Source organism: Burkholderia sp. BCC1208 (genome assembly GCF_902833095.1).
In the GTDB taxonomy this organism is placed as follows: Bacteria; Pseudomonadota; Gammaproteobacteria; order Burkholderiales; family Burkholderiaceae; genus Burkholderia.
Map to the genome: position 1 here is coordinate 398,442 of NZ_CADFDY010000001.1, position 19,092 is coordinate 417,533.

Here is a 19,092-nt window from a genome sequence, read left to right on the forward strand (position 1 = left end):
GCCGTCTTCGTCCCGCTCAATAAGCGACCGTTTCGGTACGCCCACCCCGAATCACTTCGATGCTGCCACCGCTCGGATGCCGCGCGACCACCCGTGGCGCCACATGCGGAGCCGGCGCCGTCGCACTCTTCGACAACTCGCCCAGCATCATGCCGGCGGCGGCAAGCGCCGACGGGCTCTTGTCGTCGCCGACGCGAATCGCGACGGTTTGCGCCGCGACATCGTCGTCGCGCGGGTTACGCAGCGCGAGCAGGAGCCGACCGCTCTGCTCGGCGAGCGTCAGTGCGTCGACCTGTGCAGTGGGCACGGCCAGCACCGCGGTCCGCATCCCGACCACCGAGCCGTTCGAACTGTCTCGCTCGGTCGTTGCATCGCCAAACGACAGCACGCGGACCTTCGACATCAGCAGCCGCGCCTGAGTATTCACGATCTCCGCCGTCGACGTCCCGCCGATCGCCACGCCGGTCCCGTCGCGCTTCAGATTCACGAACACGTCGACATAGTTGCCGGGGCGCACGCGGTTGCCGACCGCGTTGGTCTCGTCAACCTTGATCGCGACGGCGCGCTCTCCCGGTGCGATCTGCTCGGCGAGGCCGGACGACAATGCGCTCGCGACGACGGCCGCATGTGCGGGAATGTCGGCTGCCGGGGTGCGACCGACCAGTTGCAGCGGATCGGCGAACGCCCCCTGCGGCGCAGCGGTCGACTGCTGGACCTTCAGCGCATCGGCCGGAATCGGTTGGCCGGCTTGCAACGGCCGAGTCGTCACGACGACCGGCACGCTCTGCGTCGCGACCGTCGAGGCAACCGGCGCGACATCGGCCGGCTTGCGACCGAGCATCCACGCATAGATGCCGAGCAGGATCGCGATCGCGATCAGCAAACCCGCAATGATCTTCGTCAGGTTGTTGGCCATGGTGTTGTTATGTTTCCCCGCTACTCACGATTGAATTCTCCGCGCAACGTTGCCGACCGGGGGCTCTCGACCCGGCACGACGCCGTCGCTGCCGTCTATATGATGTTGACCGGGCTGATCTGGACCATCGCGGTTCCGGTGAGTGTCGAAGGCACCGGCAACAGCGAACCGAGCAGCGGGAACGATGGAATCAGCGGACTCTGCGAGTATGGGTAGGTCAGCGTGATCTGCACGCACAGCATCGTCGGGTCGTACGAACAGTTGCCTTGCTGCGTGGGCGAGCATGTCGACCCTTTCAGCCATGTGGTCAGGTTTGTCGCGGCCGTACATGCGGCCTGGGCTCGCGCCGCCAACGCGGCTTGCTGCGCTGCCTGCACCGACGCGGCCGCCCCGACCTGCTGATAGTTCAGCGCGGCGCGAGCGCCTTCCGTTGCGGCAAGCGTCAGATTCTGCTGGGCCGCGAAGATCATCCCGTACGTGATGATCGCGTACAGGATCAGGAAGAACACCGGCAACATCAGCGCAAATTCGATCGCCGTCGCACCGCGCTCGCGACGTCGCATGCCGGATACCGGACAAACGACCGTCATTGCATCCCCCCGGTCGCGATCCGATACAGGCACCACAGCGCCGCAGGGATCACGAGAAACGCGGCATACGGCGACGCCCGGAAACCGGCGATTTGCATCGTCGGGGAACGCCGCTGCCACAACGCCGATACCGGCGTACGGGTAGCGAAGACCAGCGTGCCGGCATGCGCGAATGCCAGCAGGCTCGCAATGATCCAGAGCCACAGCAACGCATGCGGGCCGCACCACGCGCCGAGTACCGCGAATACCTTGACATCCGCGGCACCCATTACGCGCAGCACAAAAAACGGGAACAGACTCAGAAAACCGACCAGTACGCCAATGAGCGCCTGATTCACGGATATGCCAAATGGATTATGTCCGGCGAGCACAAATGCAGACACGAATCCACCGATCACCAGTGAATTCGGTATACGTCTATGACGGATGTCCTCGAGCGCGACGAGCATCGCCCACGCGAGGAAAACCCCGACGCCAGTTAGCAGGATCATTTACGCCCCGAACGGCAAAACTTACCGCGCGGATTGCCGAAGCAATCCGCGCCCCTAACAGCAGGGAAATGAGCAAAAGCTCGTTCGTTATGCCGCGGGCAGTTTGCTGGCGATGTAGTTGAACGCCCCCGCGATGCCACCCGTCAACGTGGTCATGGCACTGACGAGAGCGACGGCGATAAGCCCGGCGATGAGACCGTACTCGACTGCGGTAACCCCGTCTTCTTCTTGAAGGAAACGCTTGATGATTGCTTTCATTTTATTCCTCGTGCCTGTATTTACGTTTTCTGGCCTTTTATACGTATACGTCCCCGCATATCTGGCCGTTTGCCCCAACCGTTCGCTACATCTGCTGTAACGACAACCGGGTGCGCTTTCTTTATAGGTCGCCCCGAAGGGCATTGCTCACGATTTGATGCAAGTTAACATTCGCGATAGCGCTCCTCCTCGAACGTAGTGTACCGAACCGTACATTTGCTTACATCTGCTCCCGATTCTATATCCGTTCCTATTTAAATTCCAACCTCTTTTCAACCGCTCAGCCGGAAAAAATGATCAGGAGCACAACGTATTTGTACGGCGTTTCGGTACGACTTACACATAGGATTTACGATAGGTTAGATGTGCACGCCTAATCCACCAGTAAAACCATTGCCTCGTCCACTAAGCCTGCGTGGGCCCCCACGTTACGCCGCACGCGTAACGCGAATGTTGTGACGTTACGTTACGAAACGGCCGAAACCGTTCTCATTCATCCGCAGTTAAACAGATTCAACAATCTTTCAATTCCCATAACTTCCTTCTCCCACAAGGAATTGCGTCGTTTAAAACCCGTCGCCGACCCGCCGGGTATCGAAATGGCACGACAGTTGCAGAGTACTCCTCGCACCACTCAACACAACGCAGTTCACAAACACATTTTTAATGCGAGGAAGAAATGGACATTAAGGTTATCCCTCATGGCGTGTTCCGGACGACTCTGATCGCGGCCACCGTTGCAGCCATGCTCTCCCTCTCCGCGTGCGGCGGCTCCGGCTCCATCAGCCAGGGTCTCGGCGGCGGCTCCAGCTCGGGCAGCGGCGACACGATCTCCACGTCGGGCGGCAACGGTACGAGCGGCACCTCGGGTACGAGCGGTACCTCCGGCACCAGCGGAACCTCGGGCACGAGCGGCACCAGCGGTACGTCCGGTACCAGCGGCACCTCGGGTACGAGCGGCACGTCCGGCACGAGCGGAACTTCGGGCACGAGCGGTACGTCCGGCACCTCGGGTGTGTCGTCGAACCCGGTGGGAACTGTCCTCGCAAGCAGCAGCAATATCATCACGAGTGTCGGCGGCACCGTCTCCGGTCTCGGCTCCGTCATCGGCAGCCAGTCGCTGCCGGGCGTCAATCCGGCCACCACGCAAGCCGCGGGCGGCATCGTGCAAAGCGTCGGCGGCGCGGTCACCGCCCTGGGCAACGGCCTCGGTAGCGGCCTCGGCCAGCTCGGCGCAACGAAGGATCCGGTCGGCACCACGGTCGCCAGCACCGGCGGCGTGGTCAATCAGCTCGGCGGCGCGGTCACGCAAACGGGCAACCTGGTCACGAGCCTCGGCAGCGGCCCGCTGTCGCCGCTCGCGCCGGTCACGGGCGCTGTCGGCGGCCTCGTATCGACGCTCGGCGGCGCCGTGTCGAACGGCGGCACCACGCTCACCAACGCACTGTCGACGGGCCCGATTCAGCAGGTCACGCAAACGGTCAGCTCGGCCATCACGCCGATCACGACGATGGTCGGCCAGACGACCCAGACGATCGGCACGGCAACCGGCCTCGGCGCACCGGTCAACACGCTGCTCGGCACGATCGGCAACGGGCTGAACCAGGCCGGCGCCCTGCTCGCATCGACGGGCGGCAACCCGGTCACCACCGGCCTCGGCAACACCGTCTCGTCGACGGGCAACACCGTGAAGGCCGTCGGCGGCCTGCTCACGGGCGGCACCGGCGGCGTGACCAACCCGCTCGCCCCGCTCACGGGTCTCGTCTCGACGGTCACCGGCACACTCGGCGGCGCAACGGGCGGCGGCAGCGGCCCGCTCGCACCGATCACGGGCCTCGTCTCGACCGTCACCGGCACACTTGGCGGCGCAACGGGTGGCGGCAGCGGCCCGCTCGCACCGGTCACGGGCCTCGTCTCGACGGTCACCGGTGCACTGGGCGGCGCAGCAGGCGGTAGCGGCGGCCCGCTGGCACCGGTCACGGGTCTCGTCTCGACGGTCACCGGCGCGCTCGGCGGCGCAACAGGCGGCACCAGCGGCGGCCCGCTCGCGCCGGTCACGGGTCTGCTCGGCGCAGTCACGGGCGCACTCGGCGGCGTAACAGGCGGCGCAGGCGGCAGCAGCCCGCTCGCCCCGGTGACGAACGCCGTCTCCACGGTTACCAGCACGGTCGGCGCACCGGCACTGAGCGGCGGCACGGGTGCCGTCACGAACTCGGGCTCGTCGTCGAATCTGCTTGCGCCCGTCACGTCGCTGATCGGCGGCCTGCTCGGCGGCACGCACGGCAAGTAATCCGACATCCATTCATCGAAAGACAGCGAGGAGTCCATCATGTCCCAGCAACGTTCCATCACGACGGTCGCCCTGCGCCAGTGGCGTGTGCCCCTCACCGCCTTCGCCGCCGCGTGCCTGCTGGCCGCCTGCGGCGGTGGCGGCGTCAGCTCGCCGCCGACCAGCAGCAACGACAACAACAACCCGAGCACGAGCGGCACGCCCGGCACGAGCGGCACCAGCGGCTCGCCGACGGGCACCAAGGGCGTCGTCAGCACGGTCGGCCAGACGGCCACCGACCTCGGCAGCACGGTCGGCAACATCAGCCTGCCGGGCCTCGGCGACGGCGTGACGAAGGGCGTCGGCAGCACGCTCTCCAGCACCGGCACGATCGTCGGCGCGGCCGCCGATGCGGTGAGCAACGGGCTGGGGCAGATCGGCTCGACGAAGGATCCGGTCGGCACCACGGTTGCCGGTCTGGGCAACGTCGTCGGCGCGACCAGCAACACGGTGTCCGGCCTGAGCTCGACGGTCAAGGCGCTGGGCACCGGTCCGCTCGCACCGCTCGCGCCGGTCACGACGCCGGTCGGCACCGTGCTCGATACGGTTGCCAACGGCCTGACGGCCGCCGGCACGACGATCGGCTCGACGCTGTCGTCGGGCGCCGTGCAGCAGGTCACGCAACCGATCAGCTCGGCGATCACGCCGCTCGTGATCACCGCCGGCCAGGTCACGCAGCAGGTTGGCACGACGACCGGCCTCGGCCAACCCGTCTCGGGCCTGCTCGGCCAGATCGGCGGCGCAATCAGCTCGGCCGGCAAGCAAGTCGGCGGCACGTCGAGCCAGCCGCTCGTCGGCGACGTCGGCCAGCTCGTGAGCGCGGTCGGCAATACCGTGACCAACGCGGGCGGCCTCGTCAATCCGAACGGCCCGAACGGCGCGGCACCGATCCCCGGCCTGATCACGAGCCTCGTCGGCGGCTCGACGGCAACCGTCGCGAGCGGCTCGTCGTCGGGTTCCGGTTCGACGAACCCGCTCGGCGGCTTGCTGTCGGGTCTCGGCTCGACGCCGCTCGGCTCGCTCACGGGCGCGCTCGGCGGTGCAACGGGCGGCTCGGCCAGCGGCCCGCTCGCGCCGGTGACCGGCCTCGTCTCCACGGTGACCGGCGCACTGGGCGGCGCAACGGGTGGCGCAGGCAGTGCAAACCCTCTCGCGCCCGTCACCGGTTTGCTGAATACTGTCACCGGAGCAGTTGGCGGTGCAGCAGGGTCCGGGGGCTCGAGCCCGCTCGCGCCGGTCACGTCGCTGGTCGGCAGCGTGTCGGGGACGGCATCGTCGGGCAGTGGTTCGACGGGCCTGCTGGCACCGGTCACGGGGCTGCTGGGTACGCTGGGTAGCGTGGGCAAGTAAGGAGGACGGTCGCGTCATCGCAGCCGGAGCGAATGGCGCGGCCGTACAAACACAACCGGCATTGCGGCACGCGGCGCGCGACACCCTGGTGTCGTGCGCCGGCATTACAAAGAAGACGAAAAGCAAGGCCTACGAGGAAGAACAATGAAATCCAGACTCGACAGATGGATGATGCTGCTCGCCATCGCGGCAGCTGGCACGGCACAGGCGCAAACGCGCGTCGGCGGTAACCCGCTCGATTCCCTCCCCCAGATCAACGCACCGAAGACGGGCCCGAACGTCACCGTTCAGGTCGCACCGCAGGCGCCGCAATTGCAGGAGCTTCTGTCGCGGCATCTGACGCCGACGACGTTCCAGGTCGAAGGCGTGAAGTCGGTGCCGTTCGAGGAAATCACGCGCCGCTTCACACCGCTCGTCGGCAAGGACATCACGATCGGCGAGCTGATCGAAACCGCCAACGGCGTGACGAAGCTGTACCAGGAACGCGGCTACGCACTGTCGTTCGCGTTCGTTCCCGCACAGACGTTCGAGAACGGCGTCGTGCGCATCACGGTGGTCGAAGGCTACGTGTCGGACGTCAAGGTCACCGGCAAACCCGGCGCGATGGAACCGAAGATTCGCGCGATCGCCGCGCACATCACGGCCGATCGCCCGCTGCGCCGCGCGACGTTCGAGCGCTACGTGAACACGTTCGGCCTGCTGCCCGGCCTCACGGTGAAGGCGAATGTCCCGCCGCCGCAAACCACCGACGGCGCGACGACGCTCGAACTCGCGGTGGATCGCAAGCCGTTCAACGTCAGCACGGGTATCGACTTCAACCACCCGGGCGTCCAGGGCCTCATCACCGCAACCGAGAACGGCCTCACGTCGTTCGGCGAGCAGTTGAGCATCTCGGCGCTCGCGCCGCCGGGACGCGACAAGCAGACCTACTTCGCATTCAGCGGCGCAGTGCCGGTCGGCAGCAGTGGCCTGATTACACGCCTCGACGCAAGCACCTATCGCGGCAAGCCGACCAACAATCCAGGCCTGCCGTCATACGTCGAGCGCACCGTGAAGAACGAGAAGCTCGGTCTTTCGGCATCCTATCCGATACTGTTGAACAATCAGCGCAGCCTGCTCGGCACCGTGTCGGGCTATGCGTCGCACAACGAGGACCGCTACCAGAACCAGATCAATGGCGCGACCCTCGATAACCGATCTCAAGTTCGCGTGATGCAACTGCAGCTCGACTACACGAGCGTCCAGCCGAAACAGGTACAGAAGCTGAGCGTCAACGTTGCGAAGGGCTTGAACATCCTCGGCGCGTCGAAAGCGCAGGACATCACCGTCGGTACGACAACGACCTCGGTGGACAACCCGATCTCGCTGACCTTCGTCCGCACCGGCGCGACCTTCACGCAGACGAACGAATGGCCGTTCCGGATCGGCACGTCGGTTTCGCTGACCGGGCAATACAGTCCGGACTCGCTGCCGACGTCCGAACAGATCTCGTTCGGCTCGACCCGTTACGCGCTCGGCTACCAGCCGGGCGAAACGTCGGGCGACTCCGGCTGGGGGATGTCACTGGAAGTCAACCGCGGTTTCACACCGGGCTGGACGTATCTGAAATCGATCACGCCGTACGTCGCATATGACATGGCGCGCGTGTATCTGCACTCGGGCACGCCATCGCCGAGCCGCATGTCGTCGGTCGGCATCGGCGTGCGGCTCACGGACAGCCGCTACTACAGCCTCGACCTGAACGTCGCCAAACCGGTGGGCGACGCACCGGTCGAAAGCGCGTCACGCAGCCCGCGCATCAACGCCGCATTCTCGTATCAGCTCAACTGATCGGTCACCAAAGTCACGAAACAGCCCGCGTCATGCGGGTTGTTTCGATTAGAGTCCCCTCTATCAAACGTGGCGCGCGGTTTCACGTATTCTGGCGAAGCTCGCAACAGGCCCGCCCCATGTAGACGGTCGTGCGAGCGAATCGAACAGACATGCAAAACAAGGAGGATGACAATGATTCAACTGACCCGCCCGTTGCGTGCAATCGCCATTGCCGGCGCCCTGCTCGCGTGCGCAGCCCCCACGTTCGCGCAAGCCGACAGCCCCGTCGGCATGTGGCAGACGATCGACGACAACACCCATCAACCGAAGGCACTCGTGCAGATCGCCGAGGACGGCGACGGCTCGCTGACGGGCAAGGTCGTCAAGGGCCTCGGTGCGAACGATACGCCCGATCGCCGCTGCACCGCGTGCACGGACGAGCGCAAGGATCAGCTCATCAAGGGCATGACGATCATCAAGGCGATGAAGAAGGAAGGCGACCACTGGGACGGCGGCAACATTCTCGACCCGGAGAACGGCAAGGTCTACAAGTGCAAGATGACGCTTGAAGACGGCGGCCAGAAGCTCGTGGTGCGCGGCTACATCGGCGTGTCGCTGCTGGGCCGGTCGCAGACCTGGGTTCGCCAGCAATAACGCAGTACGCGCCGAAACGCGCGGCTCAATGAAAAAATCGGCCTGCGACGACGTCGCCAGGCCGATTTCTTTTGGTGCGTGCACAACGAAAACCAATGGGCATCACGCCGCTCGCTTCATCGCATCCGATGCATAGCTACCCGGTGCACGATACGCGGGCGCCGCGTTGCTACGCGCCTCCGCCGCCTTCGATTGCGTGTGCTTGCGCATTCGCGCGGACAGTTCATTGCACAGATTCATGCCGGCGTCGCCATAGAGCTCGCGCATCACGTTCATCAGCGTGCCCGTTTCGTGCCACGCCTTGAAGCGGCGATGGCATGTTTGATATGACGGGTAACGGCGCGGCATGGCCGACCAGGTTGCACCACTGTAGATCACCCAGAGCACACCGTTCAGCACGGCCCGCGTATTGGCTAACGGCCGGCCGCGCAACTCGGTGCGCGGCTGCATTTCGGGCAGAAGCGGCGCGACGCAGCGCCATTCGTGGTCGGTTAAATCGCGATACGGTGTCATGGACATCTCCAGCCTTAATAACCATGACACCACAATATCGGCTCACCTCAACGATGAATATAAGACAAATCCGAAAATACCCGAAGATTGGCCGAATTTAACCGAAATTGAAGTTTAAATTCCGCCAATGGCGAGCGCCCTCGATCAGCTCAGGTCAACGACGTATCGACGATGCGGCGCGGCGTTTCGAGATATTCCTTCGACTGCATTTCGACGATGCGCGAGACCGTACGCGCGAATTCGTTGGCCATCGGGCCTTCGACGTACAACGCTTCGGCCGGCACCGCCGCGGACATCAGCAGCTTGACCTTGTGATCGTACAGCACGTCGATGAGCCACGTGAAGCGGCGCGCTTCGGACGCCATCCGCGGCGACATCTGCGGCACCTCGGACAGCACGATCGCATGAAAGCGGCTCGCCAGTTCGAGGTAGTCGTTCTGCGAACGCGGGCCGCCGCACAGCGTCGCGAAATCGAACCATACGACGCCGTCCGCCTTGCGCAGCGCCTTCAGTTCACGCTTCTCGATATGCAGGATCGGGCTCTCGTCGGGCACGGCCGCGAGCTTGCCGAATGCATGGCGCAGTTCGCGATCGGCTTCCGCGCCGAGCGGCGTGTGATACATCTTCACCTGCGCGAGCGTGCGCTGGCGATAGTCGACCCCCGCATCGACGTTGAGCACGTCGAGCTTTTCCTTGATCAGCGCGATCGCCGGCAGCATGCGGTCGCGATGCAGGCCGTCCGGATACAGGTCGTCGGGATCGTAATTGGACGTCATCACGAACTGCACGCCGTTGTTGAACAGGCGATCGAGCAAGCGATACAGGATCATCGCGTCGGCGATGTCCGACACGTGGAATTCGTCGAAGCAGATCAGCCGGTAACGCTTCGCGATGCGGCGCGCGAGTTCGTCGAGCGGATCGGCCTGCCCTTTCAGCTCCTCGAGCTCGCGGTGCACTTCGCGCATGAATTCGTGGAAATGCAGGCGCGTCTTGCGCTGCACGGGCACGACTGCGTAGAAGCTGTCCATCAGGAAGCTCTTGCCGCGACCGACACCGCCCCACATGTAGACGCCGCGCGGCAGGTCCGGATGAATGATGAGCTTCTTGAAAGCATTCGAGCGGCGCGCCTTGTATTCGACCCACTCGTCGAAACAGCGCTGCAGGCGGTCGACGGCCGCGCGCTGAGCGGGATCGGACTGATAGCCGCGCGTGGTCAGTTCGCGCGTGTAGTATTCGGTGACGTTCATCGGGCAAACCGGAAAGAACGAAGGCGAGCGGGAAACCCCGCCCGCCTTCGTCATGAGACGGCCGCGCCGGCCGACGGCCGGCAGGCGCTACACCGTGCTCAGCTGTTCAGCGAGCGCTTGTCGACCGCGAGCGCCGCTTCGCGCATCACTTCCGACATCGACGGGTGCGGATGGCAGATGCGGGCGATGTCTTCCGACGCCGCCTTGAACTCCATCGCCACCACGGCTTCCGCGATCAGGTCCGACGCGTTCGCTGCGATCACGTGCACGCCGAGCAGTTCGTCGGTCTTTGCGTCCGCAATCATCTTCACGAAACCGTCCGGCGCGTTCATGCCGAGCGCGCGGCCGTTGATCGAGAACGGGAACTTGCCCGTCTTGATCTCGCGGCCTTCGGCCTTCAGCTGCTGTTCCGTCTTGCCGACCCATGCGATTTCCGGGTACGTGTAGATCACCCACGGAATGCAGTTGTAGTCGATGTGCGGCTTCTGCCCGTCGATCACTTCCGCGACCAGCACGCCTTCGTCTTCCGCCTTGTGCGCGAGCATCGGGCCGCGCACCACGTCGCCGATCGCGTACACGTTCGGCACCGCCGTGCGGCAGTGGTCGTCCACGTCGATGAAGCCGCGCTCGTTCGCCTTCAGGCCGATCGCTTCGAGGCCGAGGTTGTCGGTGTTCGGCACGCGGCCGACCGACACGATCAGGCGGTCGGCGTCGAGCGTCTGCGCGTTGCCGTCCTTGTCCGTGTAGGCGATCGACACGCCGTCGGCGGTCGTCTTCACGTCGCCGATCTTCACGCCGAGATGGATGTCGAGGCCCTGCTTCTTGAACAGCTTCGCCGCTTCCTTCGCAAGCGCTTCGTCGGCTGCGCCGAGGAACGCCGGCAGCGCTTCGAGCACCGTCACGTCGGCACCGAGGCGGCGCCACACCGAGCCGAGCTCGAGGCCGATCACGCCCGCGCCGATCACGGCGAGCTTCTTCGGCACCGAGTCGAATGTCAGCGCACCTTCGTTGTCCGACACGATCTTGTTGTCGACCGGAACGTTCGGCAAGTGACGCGCCTTCGAACCCGTCGCGATGATCACGTTCTTCGCGGTGACGACTTCGGTTTCACCCTCGCCGCTCACTTCGATCTGCACGCCAGCATCGGTCTTGCCGGTGAACTTGCCATGGCCCTTCAGCCAGGTGATCTTGTTCTTCTTGAACAGGAACTCGATCCCGCTCGTCATCTTCTCGACGATCGCGTCCTTGCGGCCGAGCATCTTCGCGACGTCGATCTTCACGCCGTCGACCGTGATGCCGTGGTCGGCCAGGTGATGCGACGTGTTCTCGAACTCTTCCGACGACGCGAGCAGCGCCTTCGACGGGATGCAGCCGACGTTCAGGCAGGTGCCGCCGAGCTTCAGCGCGCCGGCCGGGTTCTTCCACTTCTCGATACAGGCAACGGTCTTGCCGAGCTGCGCGGCGCGAATCGCGGCGATGTAGCCGCCGGGGCCGGCGCCGATCACGACGACGTCAAATTCCTTGGACATGACAATCCTTTCTACTTGTACGTCCGCAGGTTCACGCGTGGGCGCGAACCTGCGGACGGATCGATGCAGTGAGACTCGGCTTACAGGTCGAGCAGCAGGCGGGCCGGATCTTCCAGCGCATCCTTCATCGCGACGAGCGACAGCACGGCTTCGCGGCCGTCGATGATGCGGTGGTCGTACGACAGCGCCAGGTAGTTGATCGGGCGAATCACGATCTGGCCGTTTTCGACGACCGGGCGCTCCTTCGTCGCGTGCACACCGAGAATGGCCGACTGCGGCGGGTTGATGATCGGGGTCGACAGCATCGAACCGAACACGCCGCCGTTCGAGATCGAGAACGTACCGCCCGTCATTTCCTCGATCGACAGCTTGCCGTCCTTCGCCTTCTGGCCGAATTCGGCGATCTTCTTCTCGATCTCGGCGAGGCTCAGCTGATCCGCGTTGCGCAGGATCGGCACGACCAGGCCGCGCGGGGAACCGACAGCGATACCGATGTCGAAGTAGCCGTGATAGACGATGTCGTTACCGTCGATCGACGCGTTCACGAGCGGGAACTTCTTCAGCGCATGGACAGCCGCCTTCACGAAGAACGACATGAAGCCGAGCTTCACGCCGTGTTCCTTCTCGAACTTGTCCTTGTACTTGTTACGCAGTTCCATGACCGGAGCCATGTTCACTTCGTTGAACGTCGTCAGGATCGCGTTGGTCTGCTGCGATTCGAGCAGGCGCTCGGCGATACGCGCACGCAGGCGCGACATCGGCACGCGCTGTTCCGGACGGTCGTTCAGCCACGTCGCTGCCGACGCCGGCACCTTCACTTCCGGCAGCGCCGGCTTCGCGGCGGCGGTCTTCGCCGGCGCGGCGGCCGGAGCGGCCTTCGGTGCGTTGCCCGCGGCCAGCGCGTCGCCCTTCGTGACGCGGCCGTCGCGGCCCGAACCTGCGACGTCGCCCGTCGACAGGCCCTTCTCGGCCAGCAGCTTCGCTGCGGCCGGCGATGCGGCGGTCGAGCTCGATGCGGTCGCGGCAGCCGGCTGTGCGGCCGGCGCGGCTGCGGCAGGTGCTGCTGCCGGCTTGACTTCGGCGGCGCCTGCCGCTGCTTCGGCAGCACCTGCCTTCGCTTCGGTGTCGATCGTCGCGATCAACTGATCGGCGACCACCGTGTCACCGTCGTTCTGCAGCACTTGCGCGAGCACGCCCGCTGCCGGCGCCGGCACTTCGAGGACGACCTTGTCGGTCTCGAGTTCGATCAGGATTTCGTCCTGCGCGACTGCTTCGCCCGGCTTCTTCTTCCACTGCAGCATGGTGGCTTCCGACACCGACTCCGAAAGCTGGGGGACTTTGACTTCTACGATAGCCATGTGATTTTCCTGGATGCTTAATCTGGGTAATGACGAGGTTCGTGCGATTCCTTCGGCCGATGCGGCGCGCGACGCGCCCGGCAGGCCAAAGGCGACGGGAAAGCGCCGCGCGCCTTCCCGTTTCGCTTGACGTCGGTTATTTCGCGATCGACGCGCTCTTCAGGCGGCCGAATGCACCTTCGATCAGGGCCTTCTGCTGCTCGTAGTGCTTCGCGTAGTAGCCAACCGCCGGCGAGGCCGAAGCCGGACGGCCGCTGTATGCCAGCTTCTGCCCTTCCTTCATGCCTTCCTTCAGGTGGTGCTCGACGTAGAACCAGGGGCCCTGGTTCTGCGGCTCGTCCTGCACCCAGACCACTTCAGTCGCGTTCTCGTACTTCTTCATTTCGGCTTCGAACTGCTTGTGCGCGAACGGGTACAGCTGCTCGATACGGATGATCGCGACGTCGTTCGCCTTCGCTTCGCGGCGATGCGCGACGAGGTCGTAGTACACGCGGCCCGAGCACGCCAGCACGCGCTTGACCTTCTTCGCGTCGATGCCGCCGTCGGTTTCGCCCAGCACCGGCTGGAACGAACCCTTCGCCAGTTCCGACAGGTCCGACACCGCTTCCTTGTGACGCAGCAGCGACTTCGGCGTCGCGATGATCAGCGGCTTGCGGAACAGGCGGATCATCTGGCGACGCAGCAGGTGGAAAATCTGTGCCGGCGTCGTCGGCTGAACGACCTGCATGTTGTGGTCTGCGCACAGTTGCAGGAAACGCTCGATACGCGTGGACGAGTGTTCCGGACCCTGGCCTTCGTAGCCGTGCGGCAGCAGCATCGTGAGGCCCGACACGCGGCCCCACTTCACTTCGCCCGACGAGATGAACTGGTCGATCACGACCTGCGCGCCGTTGACGAAGTCGCCGAACTGCGCTTCCCACAGCACGAGCGTGTTCGGCTCGGCGGTCGAGTAACCGTATTCGAAGCCCAGCACGGCTTCTTCCGACAGCACCGAGTCGATCACCGTGAACTTCGCCTGACCTTCGGCGATGTTCTGCAGCGGCACGTACGTACCGTCGTTCCAGCGTTCGCGGTTCTGGTCGTGCAGCACCGCGTGACGGTGCGTGAACGTGCCGCGGCCCGAGTCCTGGCCCGTCAGGCGCACCGAGTAGCCCGATGCGACGAGCGACGCGAATGCGAGGTGTTCGCCCATGCCCCAGTCGAGCGGCTGGTCGCCGCGCGCCATGTTGCGGCGGTCGTTGATCACGCGCTCGACGAGCGGGTGAACCTTGAAGTTTTCCGGGACCGTCGTGATGCGTTCGCCCAGGCGCTTCAGTTCGGCGAGCGGCACGGCCGTGTCGGCTGCATCCGTCCACTTGCGGTTCAGGAACGGCACCCAGTCGACCGCGTACTTGCTCTTGTAGTTCGACAGGACCGGATCGACGGTATGGTGGCCGTCGTCCATCGCCTTGCGGTACGCCTTCACGTAGTTGTCGGTGTCTTCCGCGGTGATCACGCCCTGCTGCACGAGCTTTTCGGCGTACAGCGCACGGGTGCCCGGGTGCTGCGCGATCTTCTTGTACATCAGCGGCTGCGTGACCGCCGGCGTGTCCTGCTCGTTGTGACCCAGCTTGCGGAAGCAGACGATGTCGATGACGACATCCTTGTGGAACTGCATCCGGTAGTCGATCGCGATCTGGATCGCGAGCACGACGGCTTCCGGATCGTCGCCGTTCACGTGCAGCACCGGCGCTTCGATCATCTTGACGACGTCGGTGCAGTACAGCGTCGAGCGCGCGTCGCGCGGGTCGGACGTCGTGAAGCCGATCTGGTTGTTGATGACGATGTGCAGCGTGCCGTGCGTGCCGTAACCGCGCGTCTGCGCGAGGTTCAGCGTTTCCATCACGACGCCCTGGCCAGCGAAGGCCGCGTCGCCGTGGATCTGCACCGGCAGCACTTGCAGGCCGTCTTCGTCGCCGCGGCGGTCCATCCGCGCCTTCGCGGAACCTTCGACCACCGGGTTCACGATTTCGAGGTGCGACGGGTTGAACGCGAGCGACAGGTGGACCGGGCCGCCTTCCGTCGACACGTCCGACGAGAAGCCCTTGTGGTATTTCACGTCACCGGCCGGCAGGTCGTCGACGTGCTTGCCTTCGAATTCGGCGAACAGGTCGGCCGGCATCTTGCCCAGCGTGTTGACCAGCACGTTCAGGCGGCCGCGGTGAGCCATGCCGATGATGATTTCCTGCACGCCGCTCTTGCCCGCATGCTGGACGACTTCGTCCATCGCCGCGATGAAGCTTTCGCCGCCTTCGAGCGAGAAGCGCTTCTGGCCGACGTACTTGGTGTGCAGGTAGCGCTCGAGGCCTTCGGCGGCCGTCAGGCGATTCAGGATGTGCTTCTTCTTGTCGGCCGAGAAGGCCGGCGTCGCGCGGGTCGACTCCAGGCGCTCCTGCCACCAGCGCTTCTGTTCCGGATCGCTGATGTACATGAACTCGGCGCCGATCGTGCCGCAGTACGTATCGCGCAGACCCTTGACGATGTCGCGCAGCGAAGCCTGGTCGAAACCGAAGTACAGGTTGCTTGCGCTGTACGTCTGGTCGAGGTCGCCTTCGGAGAAGTCGTAGAACGCGGGTTCGAGTTCGGGAATGGCGGGACGTTCGCGTCGCTTCAGCGGATCGAGATTGGCCCATTGCGAGCCGAGGAAGCGGTAGGCGCTGATGAGCGACTGGACGTGCACCTGCTTGCGTGCGGTCGCGAGATTGCTGGTGCTTTCGCGCGGAATGAAGGCATTGGCCTTCGCACGCTCGGCGAACGATTCGACGATCGGGAAGTGAGCGACGTCATTGGCGTTCGAGCCGTCCGTTGCAGGCACGTTCTGCAGCGCGTCGAAATACTCTCGCCAGTTCTCCGGCACCGATGCCGGATTGTTGAGGTATGCATCGTACAGTTCTTCAACGTACGAAGCATTGCCGCCGAACAAATAGGAGTTCAGCTGAAACTGCTTCATTACATCTGACATTTTACGCTCACCTTTCTTCGAGCTTCTCGAGAAATAGCGGGTTACTCAACCTTCCGCGACACGGCCTGACCGTTTAGCGGATTGCGAATCAAGTCTTGCTTGGAAGGACCTAAAACTTGCGTGCGCGCAGCATATCACAGAACCGATACCGGAGTTCACGGCGAAACGTCCGTGAAAGCACCGTGCGGCGGGGTTTTGCCGGATTGCCGCGCCCCGCGGGAACAGTGTTTTGCAGGCAGCCCGGCTGCACGCTGCGCGGATGCGAAAAAGGCTGCCCGAAGGCAGCCTTTTCGTCGTGCTCGGGAACAGTCGATGCTTAGTCGACCGCGCCTTCGCGGCTCGCGCGGCGACGCTCGTGCTCCTTCAGGAAGCGCTTGCGCAGGCGAATCGACTGCGGCGTCACTTCGACGAGCTCGTCGTCGTCGATGAATTCGACCGCGTATTCCAGCGACATCTGGACCGGCGGCACGAGACGCACGGCTTCGTCGGTACCCGACGCGCGCACGTTGGTCAACTGCTTGCCCTTGATCGGGTTCACGACGAGGTCGTTGTCGCGGCTGTGGATGCCGATGATCATGCCCTCATACAGCGCGTCGCCCGGCTTCACGAACATGCGGCCGCGATCCTGCAGCTTCCACAGTGCGTACGCCACCGCGGCGCCGTCGTCCTGCGAGATCAGCACGCCGTTGCGGCGCTCGAAGACCGAGCCGTCCTTGACCGGTGCGTACGAGTCGAAGATGTGGCTCATCAGGCCCGTGCCGCGCGTGAGCGTCAGGAATTCGCTCTGGAAGCCGATCAGGCCACGCGCCGAGATCTTGTACTCCAGACGCGTGCGGCCGCGGCCGTCCGACGCCATGTCGAGCATTTCGCCCTTGCGGCGGCCCAGCTCTTCCATCACGCCGCCCTGGTGTTCGTCCTCGACGTCGACCGTCAGCAGCTCATACGGCTCGTGACGCACGCCGTCGATCTCCTGCATCACGACGCGCGGACGCGACACGGCCAGCTCGTAGCCTTCGCGGCGCATGTTCTCGACGAGAATCGTCAGGTGCAGTTCGCCGCGGCCCGACACTTCGAACACCGTTTCGTCGCCGGTATCCTTCACGCGCAGCGCGACGTTGTGGTTCAGTTCCTTCATCAGACGGTCGCGGATCTGGCGGCTCGTCACGAACTTGCCTTCGCGGCCGGCGAGCGGCGACGAGTTGACGAGGAAGTTCATCGTCAGCGTCGGCTCGTCGACGGTGATCATCGGCAGCGCTTCCGGCGTGTCGATCGCGCAGATCGTCGCGCCGATGCCGACGTCTTCAATACCGTTGATCAGCACGATGTCGCCCGCTTCGGCCGATTCGACCTGCACGCGCTCCAGGCCCTTGAACGACAGCACCTGGTTGATCTTGCGGTTCAGCACGTCGCCTTCCGGGCCGAAGCGCATCACGACCGGCTGGCCCGGCTTGATGCGGCCGCGCGTGATGCGGCCGACACCGATCCGGCCGACGTACGTCGAAAAGTCGAGCGACGTGATCTGGAGCTGCAGCGGCGCGTCCGGATCGGCCGGGCGAACCGGCACGTGCGCGAGGATCGCCTCGAACAGCGGGCGCATGTCGCCGTCGCGAGCAGCCGGGTCGAGCGACGCATAGCCGTTCAGGCCCGATGCGTAGACGATCGGGAAGTCGAGCTGCTCTTCGGTCGCGCCGAGCTTGTCGAACAGGTCGAAGGTCTGGTTGATGACCCAGTCGATCCGCGCGCCCGGACGATCGATCTTGTTGACGACGACGATCGGCTTCAGGCCGAGCGCGAGCGCCTTCTTCGTGACGAAGCGCGTCTGCGGCATCGGGCCTTCGACCGCGTCGACGAGCAGCAGCACCGAGTCGACCATCGACAGCACGCGCTCGACTTCGCCGCCGAAGTCAGCGTGCCCCGGCGTGTCGACGATGTTGATGTGCGTGCCTTCGTATTCGACCGCGCAGTTCTTCGCGAGAATCGTGATCCCGCGCTCTTTTTCGATGTCGTTCGAGTCCATCACCCGCTCCGCAATCTGCTGGTTCTCGCGGAAGGTGCCGGACTGGCGGAGCAGTTGGTCGACGAGCGTGGTCTTGCCGTGGTCGACGTGGGCGATGATGGCGATATTGCGAAGGGCGCGGGTCATAGAAACCTGGAAATCGTTTGAACGCGCAAACGCGCGCGCTCCGTTTTTCAGGGGCGCGCGCGTTGCAGCTTGGAAAGCATTAAATTATAGCACGTACGCGTGTCGAAAGCTGACCCGCGCGTTGCAACGCAGCAAACCGGGGCGCCCCGCCCTCCTCTCCCGAACAGCCCAACTCTCTCGCCCACCATCGCCGGCGGGCCGAAAAACCCTTATCGAGACAAGGGATTCTCGCCATACAGAGCGCGTGCTTTGCCGTTCGATTAACATTTGCCGCGGCAAGCAATTGTGCCTATACTGCTGCCTAGTCAACTATTGCAGCTTCAGGGTTTTATGTCGGATTCTCCTACCCCACCGCCCGTTTCGCCGCTGTCTTCGTATCAGATGAACGACAGCGTCGGTTATCTCATGTCGCGCGTGAAGTCGGTGATGACCAATCTCGTCACGCAGCGCACGCAGGAAGAGCTCGGCATCACGGGCACGCAGGCGAGCATGCTGTTCATGATCGCGGTCGGCAAGTGCTCGACGGCCGCCGAACTCGCGCGCGAATACGGGATCGACGCAAGCGCGGTCACGCGCCTGCTCGACCGGGTCGAGAAACGCGGCCTGCTGTCGCGCGTGCGCAGCATCGAGGACCGACGCGTCGTGCGCCTCGAGCTCACCGACGAAGGCCGTGCGCTGGCCGAACGGCTGCCGCCCATTTTTCGCAGCGTGCTCGACCAGGTGCTGGACGGGTTTACGCCGGAAGAAGTTGGGTTCCTGAAGAGCATGCTGCGCCGTATTCTCAGCAACTATTGCGAGACGGCCGGCGGTAGCATCACGTAATAGTTGCCATAACAATTACTTTTGACAGATTAATGTAAGGAAATCCTTGCAGTGTCCATCATTCATTCCGAGTCAGGGG

General features: G+C 64.2%; 15 protein-coding genes. 5 read left to right on the forward strand and 10 right to left on the reverse strand.

Translation table 11 applies throughout. From position 1 onward, the window contains the following. Window positions 1–16 precede the first annotated feature (16 nt). The 4 genes from cpaB to HWX09_RS01830 form a co-directional block, all read right to left on the reverse strand. The gene (gene cpaB, locus HWX09_RS01815; RefSeq protein WP_027784291.1) at window positions 17–916 is read right to left on the reverse strand and encodes a Flp pilus assembly protein CpaB; all 900 of its coding nucleotides are present in this window, start codon (window positions 914–916) and stop codon (window positions 17–19) included. Window positions 917–1,011: 95 nt separating this feature from the next. Continuing rightward, the gene (locus HWX09_RS01820; RefSeq protein WP_027784290.1) at window positions 1,012–1,506 is read right to left on the reverse strand and encodes a TadE family protein; all 495 of its coding nucleotides are present in this window, start codon (window positions 1,504–1,506) and stop codon (window positions 1,012–1,014) included. Then, the gene (locus HWX09_RS01825; RefSeq protein ID WP_027784289.1) at window positions 1,503–1,997 is read right to left on the reverse strand and encodes an A24 family peptidase; all 495 of its coding nucleotides are present in this window, start codon (window positions 1,995–1,997) and stop codon (window positions 1,503–1,505) included. The genes HWX09_RS01820 and HWX09_RS01825 overlap by 4 nt, the downstream gene beginning before the upstream one ends. Window positions 1,998–2,084: 87 nt before the next feature. Continuing rightward, complete coding sequence (locus HWX09_RS01830; protein ID WP_027784288.1) at window positions 2,085–2,255, reverse strand: Flp family type IVb pilin; 171 nt, start codon at window positions 2,253–2,255, stop codon at window positions 2,085–2,087. Between the two features lie 679 nt (window positions 2,256–2,934). Between HWX09_RS01830 and HWX09_RS01835 the strand changes: the two genes are divergently transcribed. The 4 genes from HWX09_RS01835 to HWX09_RS01850 all read left to right on the forward strand — a co-directional run bounded on the left by HWX09_RS01835 (window position 2,935) and on the right by HWX09_RS01850 (window position 8,400). After that, a complete protein-coding gene (locus HWX09_RS01835) occupies window positions 2,935–4,545 on the forward strand; it encodes a collagen-like triple helix repeat-containing protein (RefSeq protein WP_105133100.1) in 1,611 nt (536 codons plus the stop codon). A 39-nt stretch (window positions 4,546–4,584) separates the two neighbouring features. After that, window positions 4,585–5,934, forward strand: a complete 1,350-nt coding sequence (locus tag HWX09_RS01840; RefSeq protein WP_027784286.1) for a collagen-like triple helix repeat-containing protein — start codon at window positions 4,585–4,587, stop codon at window positions 5,932–5,934. 144 nt (window positions 5,935–6,078) lie between these two features. After that, the gene (locus tag HWX09_RS01845; RefSeq protein ID WP_027784285.1) at window positions 6,079–7,764 is read left to right on the forward strand and encodes a ShlB/FhaC/HecB family hemolysin secretion/activation protein; all 1,686 of its coding nucleotides are present in this window, start codon (window positions 6,079–6,081) and stop codon (window positions 7,762–7,764) included. A 174-nt stretch (window positions 7,765–7,938) separates the two neighbouring features. Further along, window positions 7,939–8,400 carry a DUF2147 domain-containing protein gene (locus HWX09_RS01850; protein WP_027784284.1) on the forward strand — a complete coding sequence of 154 codons (462 nt, stop codon included), beginning with the start codon at window positions 7,939–7,941 and terminating at the stop codon, window positions 8,398–8,400. Window positions 8,401–8,502: 102 nt separating this feature from the next. On the opposite strand, the gene HWX09_RS01855 is transcribed toward HWX09_RS01850, so the two are convergent. From HWX09_RS01855 to typA, 6 genes are all read right to left on the reverse strand, one after another. Next, window positions 8,503–8,943, reverse strand: a complete 441-nt coding sequence (locus tag HWX09_RS01855) for a transposase (protein WP_143751608.1) — start codon at window positions 8,941–8,943, stop codon at window positions 8,503–8,505. Window positions 8,944–9,062: 119 nt separating this feature from the next. After that, on the reverse strand, window positions 9,063–10,160 hold the full coding sequence (gene zapE, locus HWX09_RS01860) for a cell division protein ZapE (protein ID WP_027784282.1): 1,098 nt from the start codon (window positions 10,158–10,160) through the stop codon (window positions 9,063–9,065). Between the two features lie 98 nt (window positions 10,161–10,258). After that, a complete protein-coding gene (lpdA, locus tag HWX09_RS01865) occupies window positions 10,259–11,689 on the reverse strand; it encodes a dihydrolipoyl dehydrogenase (protein ID WP_027784281.1) in 1,431 nt (476 codons plus the stop codon). A gap of 80 nt (window positions 11,690–11,769) precedes the next feature. Further along, window positions 11,770–13,047 carry a 2-oxoglutarate dehydrogenase complex dihydrolipoyllysine-residue succinyltransferase gene (gene odhB / locus HWX09_RS01870; RefSeq protein WP_027784280.1) on the reverse strand — a complete coding sequence of 426 codons (1,278 nt, stop codon included), beginning with the start codon at window positions 13,045–13,047 and terminating at the stop codon, window positions 11,770–11,772. Window positions 13,048–13,183: 136 nt separating this feature from the next. After that, window positions 13,184–16,048 (reverse strand): 2-oxoglutarate dehydrogenase E1 component, encoded by a 2,865-nt coding sequence (locus tag HWX09_RS01875; RefSeq protein WP_027784279.1) that lies wholly within the window; start codon window positions 16,046–16,048, stop codon window positions 13,184–13,186. Window positions 16,049–16,364: 316 nt separating this feature from the next. Continuing rightward, complete coding sequence (gene typA, locus HWX09_RS01880) at window positions 16,365–18,191, reverse strand: translational GTPase TypA (protein ID WP_027784278.1); 1,827 nt, start codon at window positions 18,189–18,191, stop codon at window positions 16,365–16,367. Window positions 18,192–18,521: 330 nt separating this feature from the next. Here typA and HWX09_RS01885 point away from each other — a divergent pair, with 330 nt between their 5' ends. Next, window positions 18,522–19,013 (forward strand): MarR family transcriptional regulator, encoded by a 492-nt coding sequence (locus HWX09_RS01885; RefSeq protein WP_027784277.1) that lies wholly within the window; start codon window positions 18,522–18,524, stop codon window positions 19,011–19,013. Window positions 19,014–19,092 lie beyond the last annotated feature (79 nt).

What these genes read in the sequence shown, in the direction of transcription:
- cpaB (WP_027784291.1), bottom strand. Translation starts at nt 916, where the DNA reads ATGGCCAACAACCTGACGAAGATCATTGCGGGTTTGCTGATCGCGATC.
- HWX09_RS01820 (WP_027784290.1), bottom strand. Translation starts at nt 1,506, where the DNA reads ATGACGGTCGTTTGTCCGGTATCCGGCATGCGACGTCGCGAGCGCGGT.
- HWX09_RS01825 (WP_027784289.1), bottom strand. Translation starts at nt 1,997, where the DNA reads ATGATCCTGCTAACTGGCGTCGGGGTTTTCCTCGCGTGGGCGATGCTC.
- HWX09_RS01830 (WP_027784288.1), bottom strand. Translation starts at nt 2,255, where the DNA reads ATGAAAGCAATCATCAAGCGTTTCCTTCAAGAAGAAGACGGGGTTACC.
- HWX09_RS01835 (WP_105133100.1), top strand. Translation starts at nt 2,935, where the DNA reads ATGGACATTAAGGTTATCCCTCATGGCGTGTTCCGGACGACTCTGATC.
- HWX09_RS01840 (WP_027784286.1), top strand. Translation starts at nt 4,585, where the DNA reads ATGTCCCAGCAACGTTCCATCACGACGGTCGCCCTGCGCCAGTGGCGT.
- HWX09_RS01845 (WP_027784285.1), top strand. Translation starts at nt 6,079, where the DNA reads ATGAAATCCAGACTCGACAGATGGATGATGCTGCTCGCCATCGCGGCA.
- HWX09_RS01850 (WP_027784284.1), top strand. Translation starts at nt 7,939, where the DNA reads ATGATTCAACTGACCCGCCCGTTGCGTGCAATCGCCATTGCCGGCGCC.
- zapE (WP_027784282.1), bottom strand. Translation starts at nt 10,160, where the DNA reads ATGAACGTCACCGAATACTACACGCGCGAACTGACCACGCGCGGCTAT.
- lpdA (WP_027784281.1), bottom strand. Translation starts at nt 11,689, where the DNA reads ATGTCCAAGGAATTTGACGTCGTCGTGATCGGCGCCGGCCCCGGCGGC.
- odhB (WP_027784280.1), bottom strand. Translation starts at nt 13,047, where the DNA reads ATGGCTATCGTAGAAGTCAAAGTCCCCCAGCTTTCGGAGTCGGTGTCG.
- HWX09_RS01875 (WP_027784279.1), bottom strand. Translation starts at nt 16,048, where the DNA reads ATGTCAGATGTAATGAAGCAGTTTCAGCTGAACTCCTATTTGTTCGGC.
- typA (WP_027784278.1), bottom strand. Translation starts at nt 18,191, where the DNA reads ATGACCCGCGCCCTTCGCAATATCGCCATCATCGCCCACGTCGACCAC.
- HWX09_RS01885 (WP_027784277.1), top strand. Translation starts at nt 18,522, where the DNA reads ATGTCGGATTCTCCTACCCCACCGCCCGTTTCGCCGCTGTCTTCGTAT.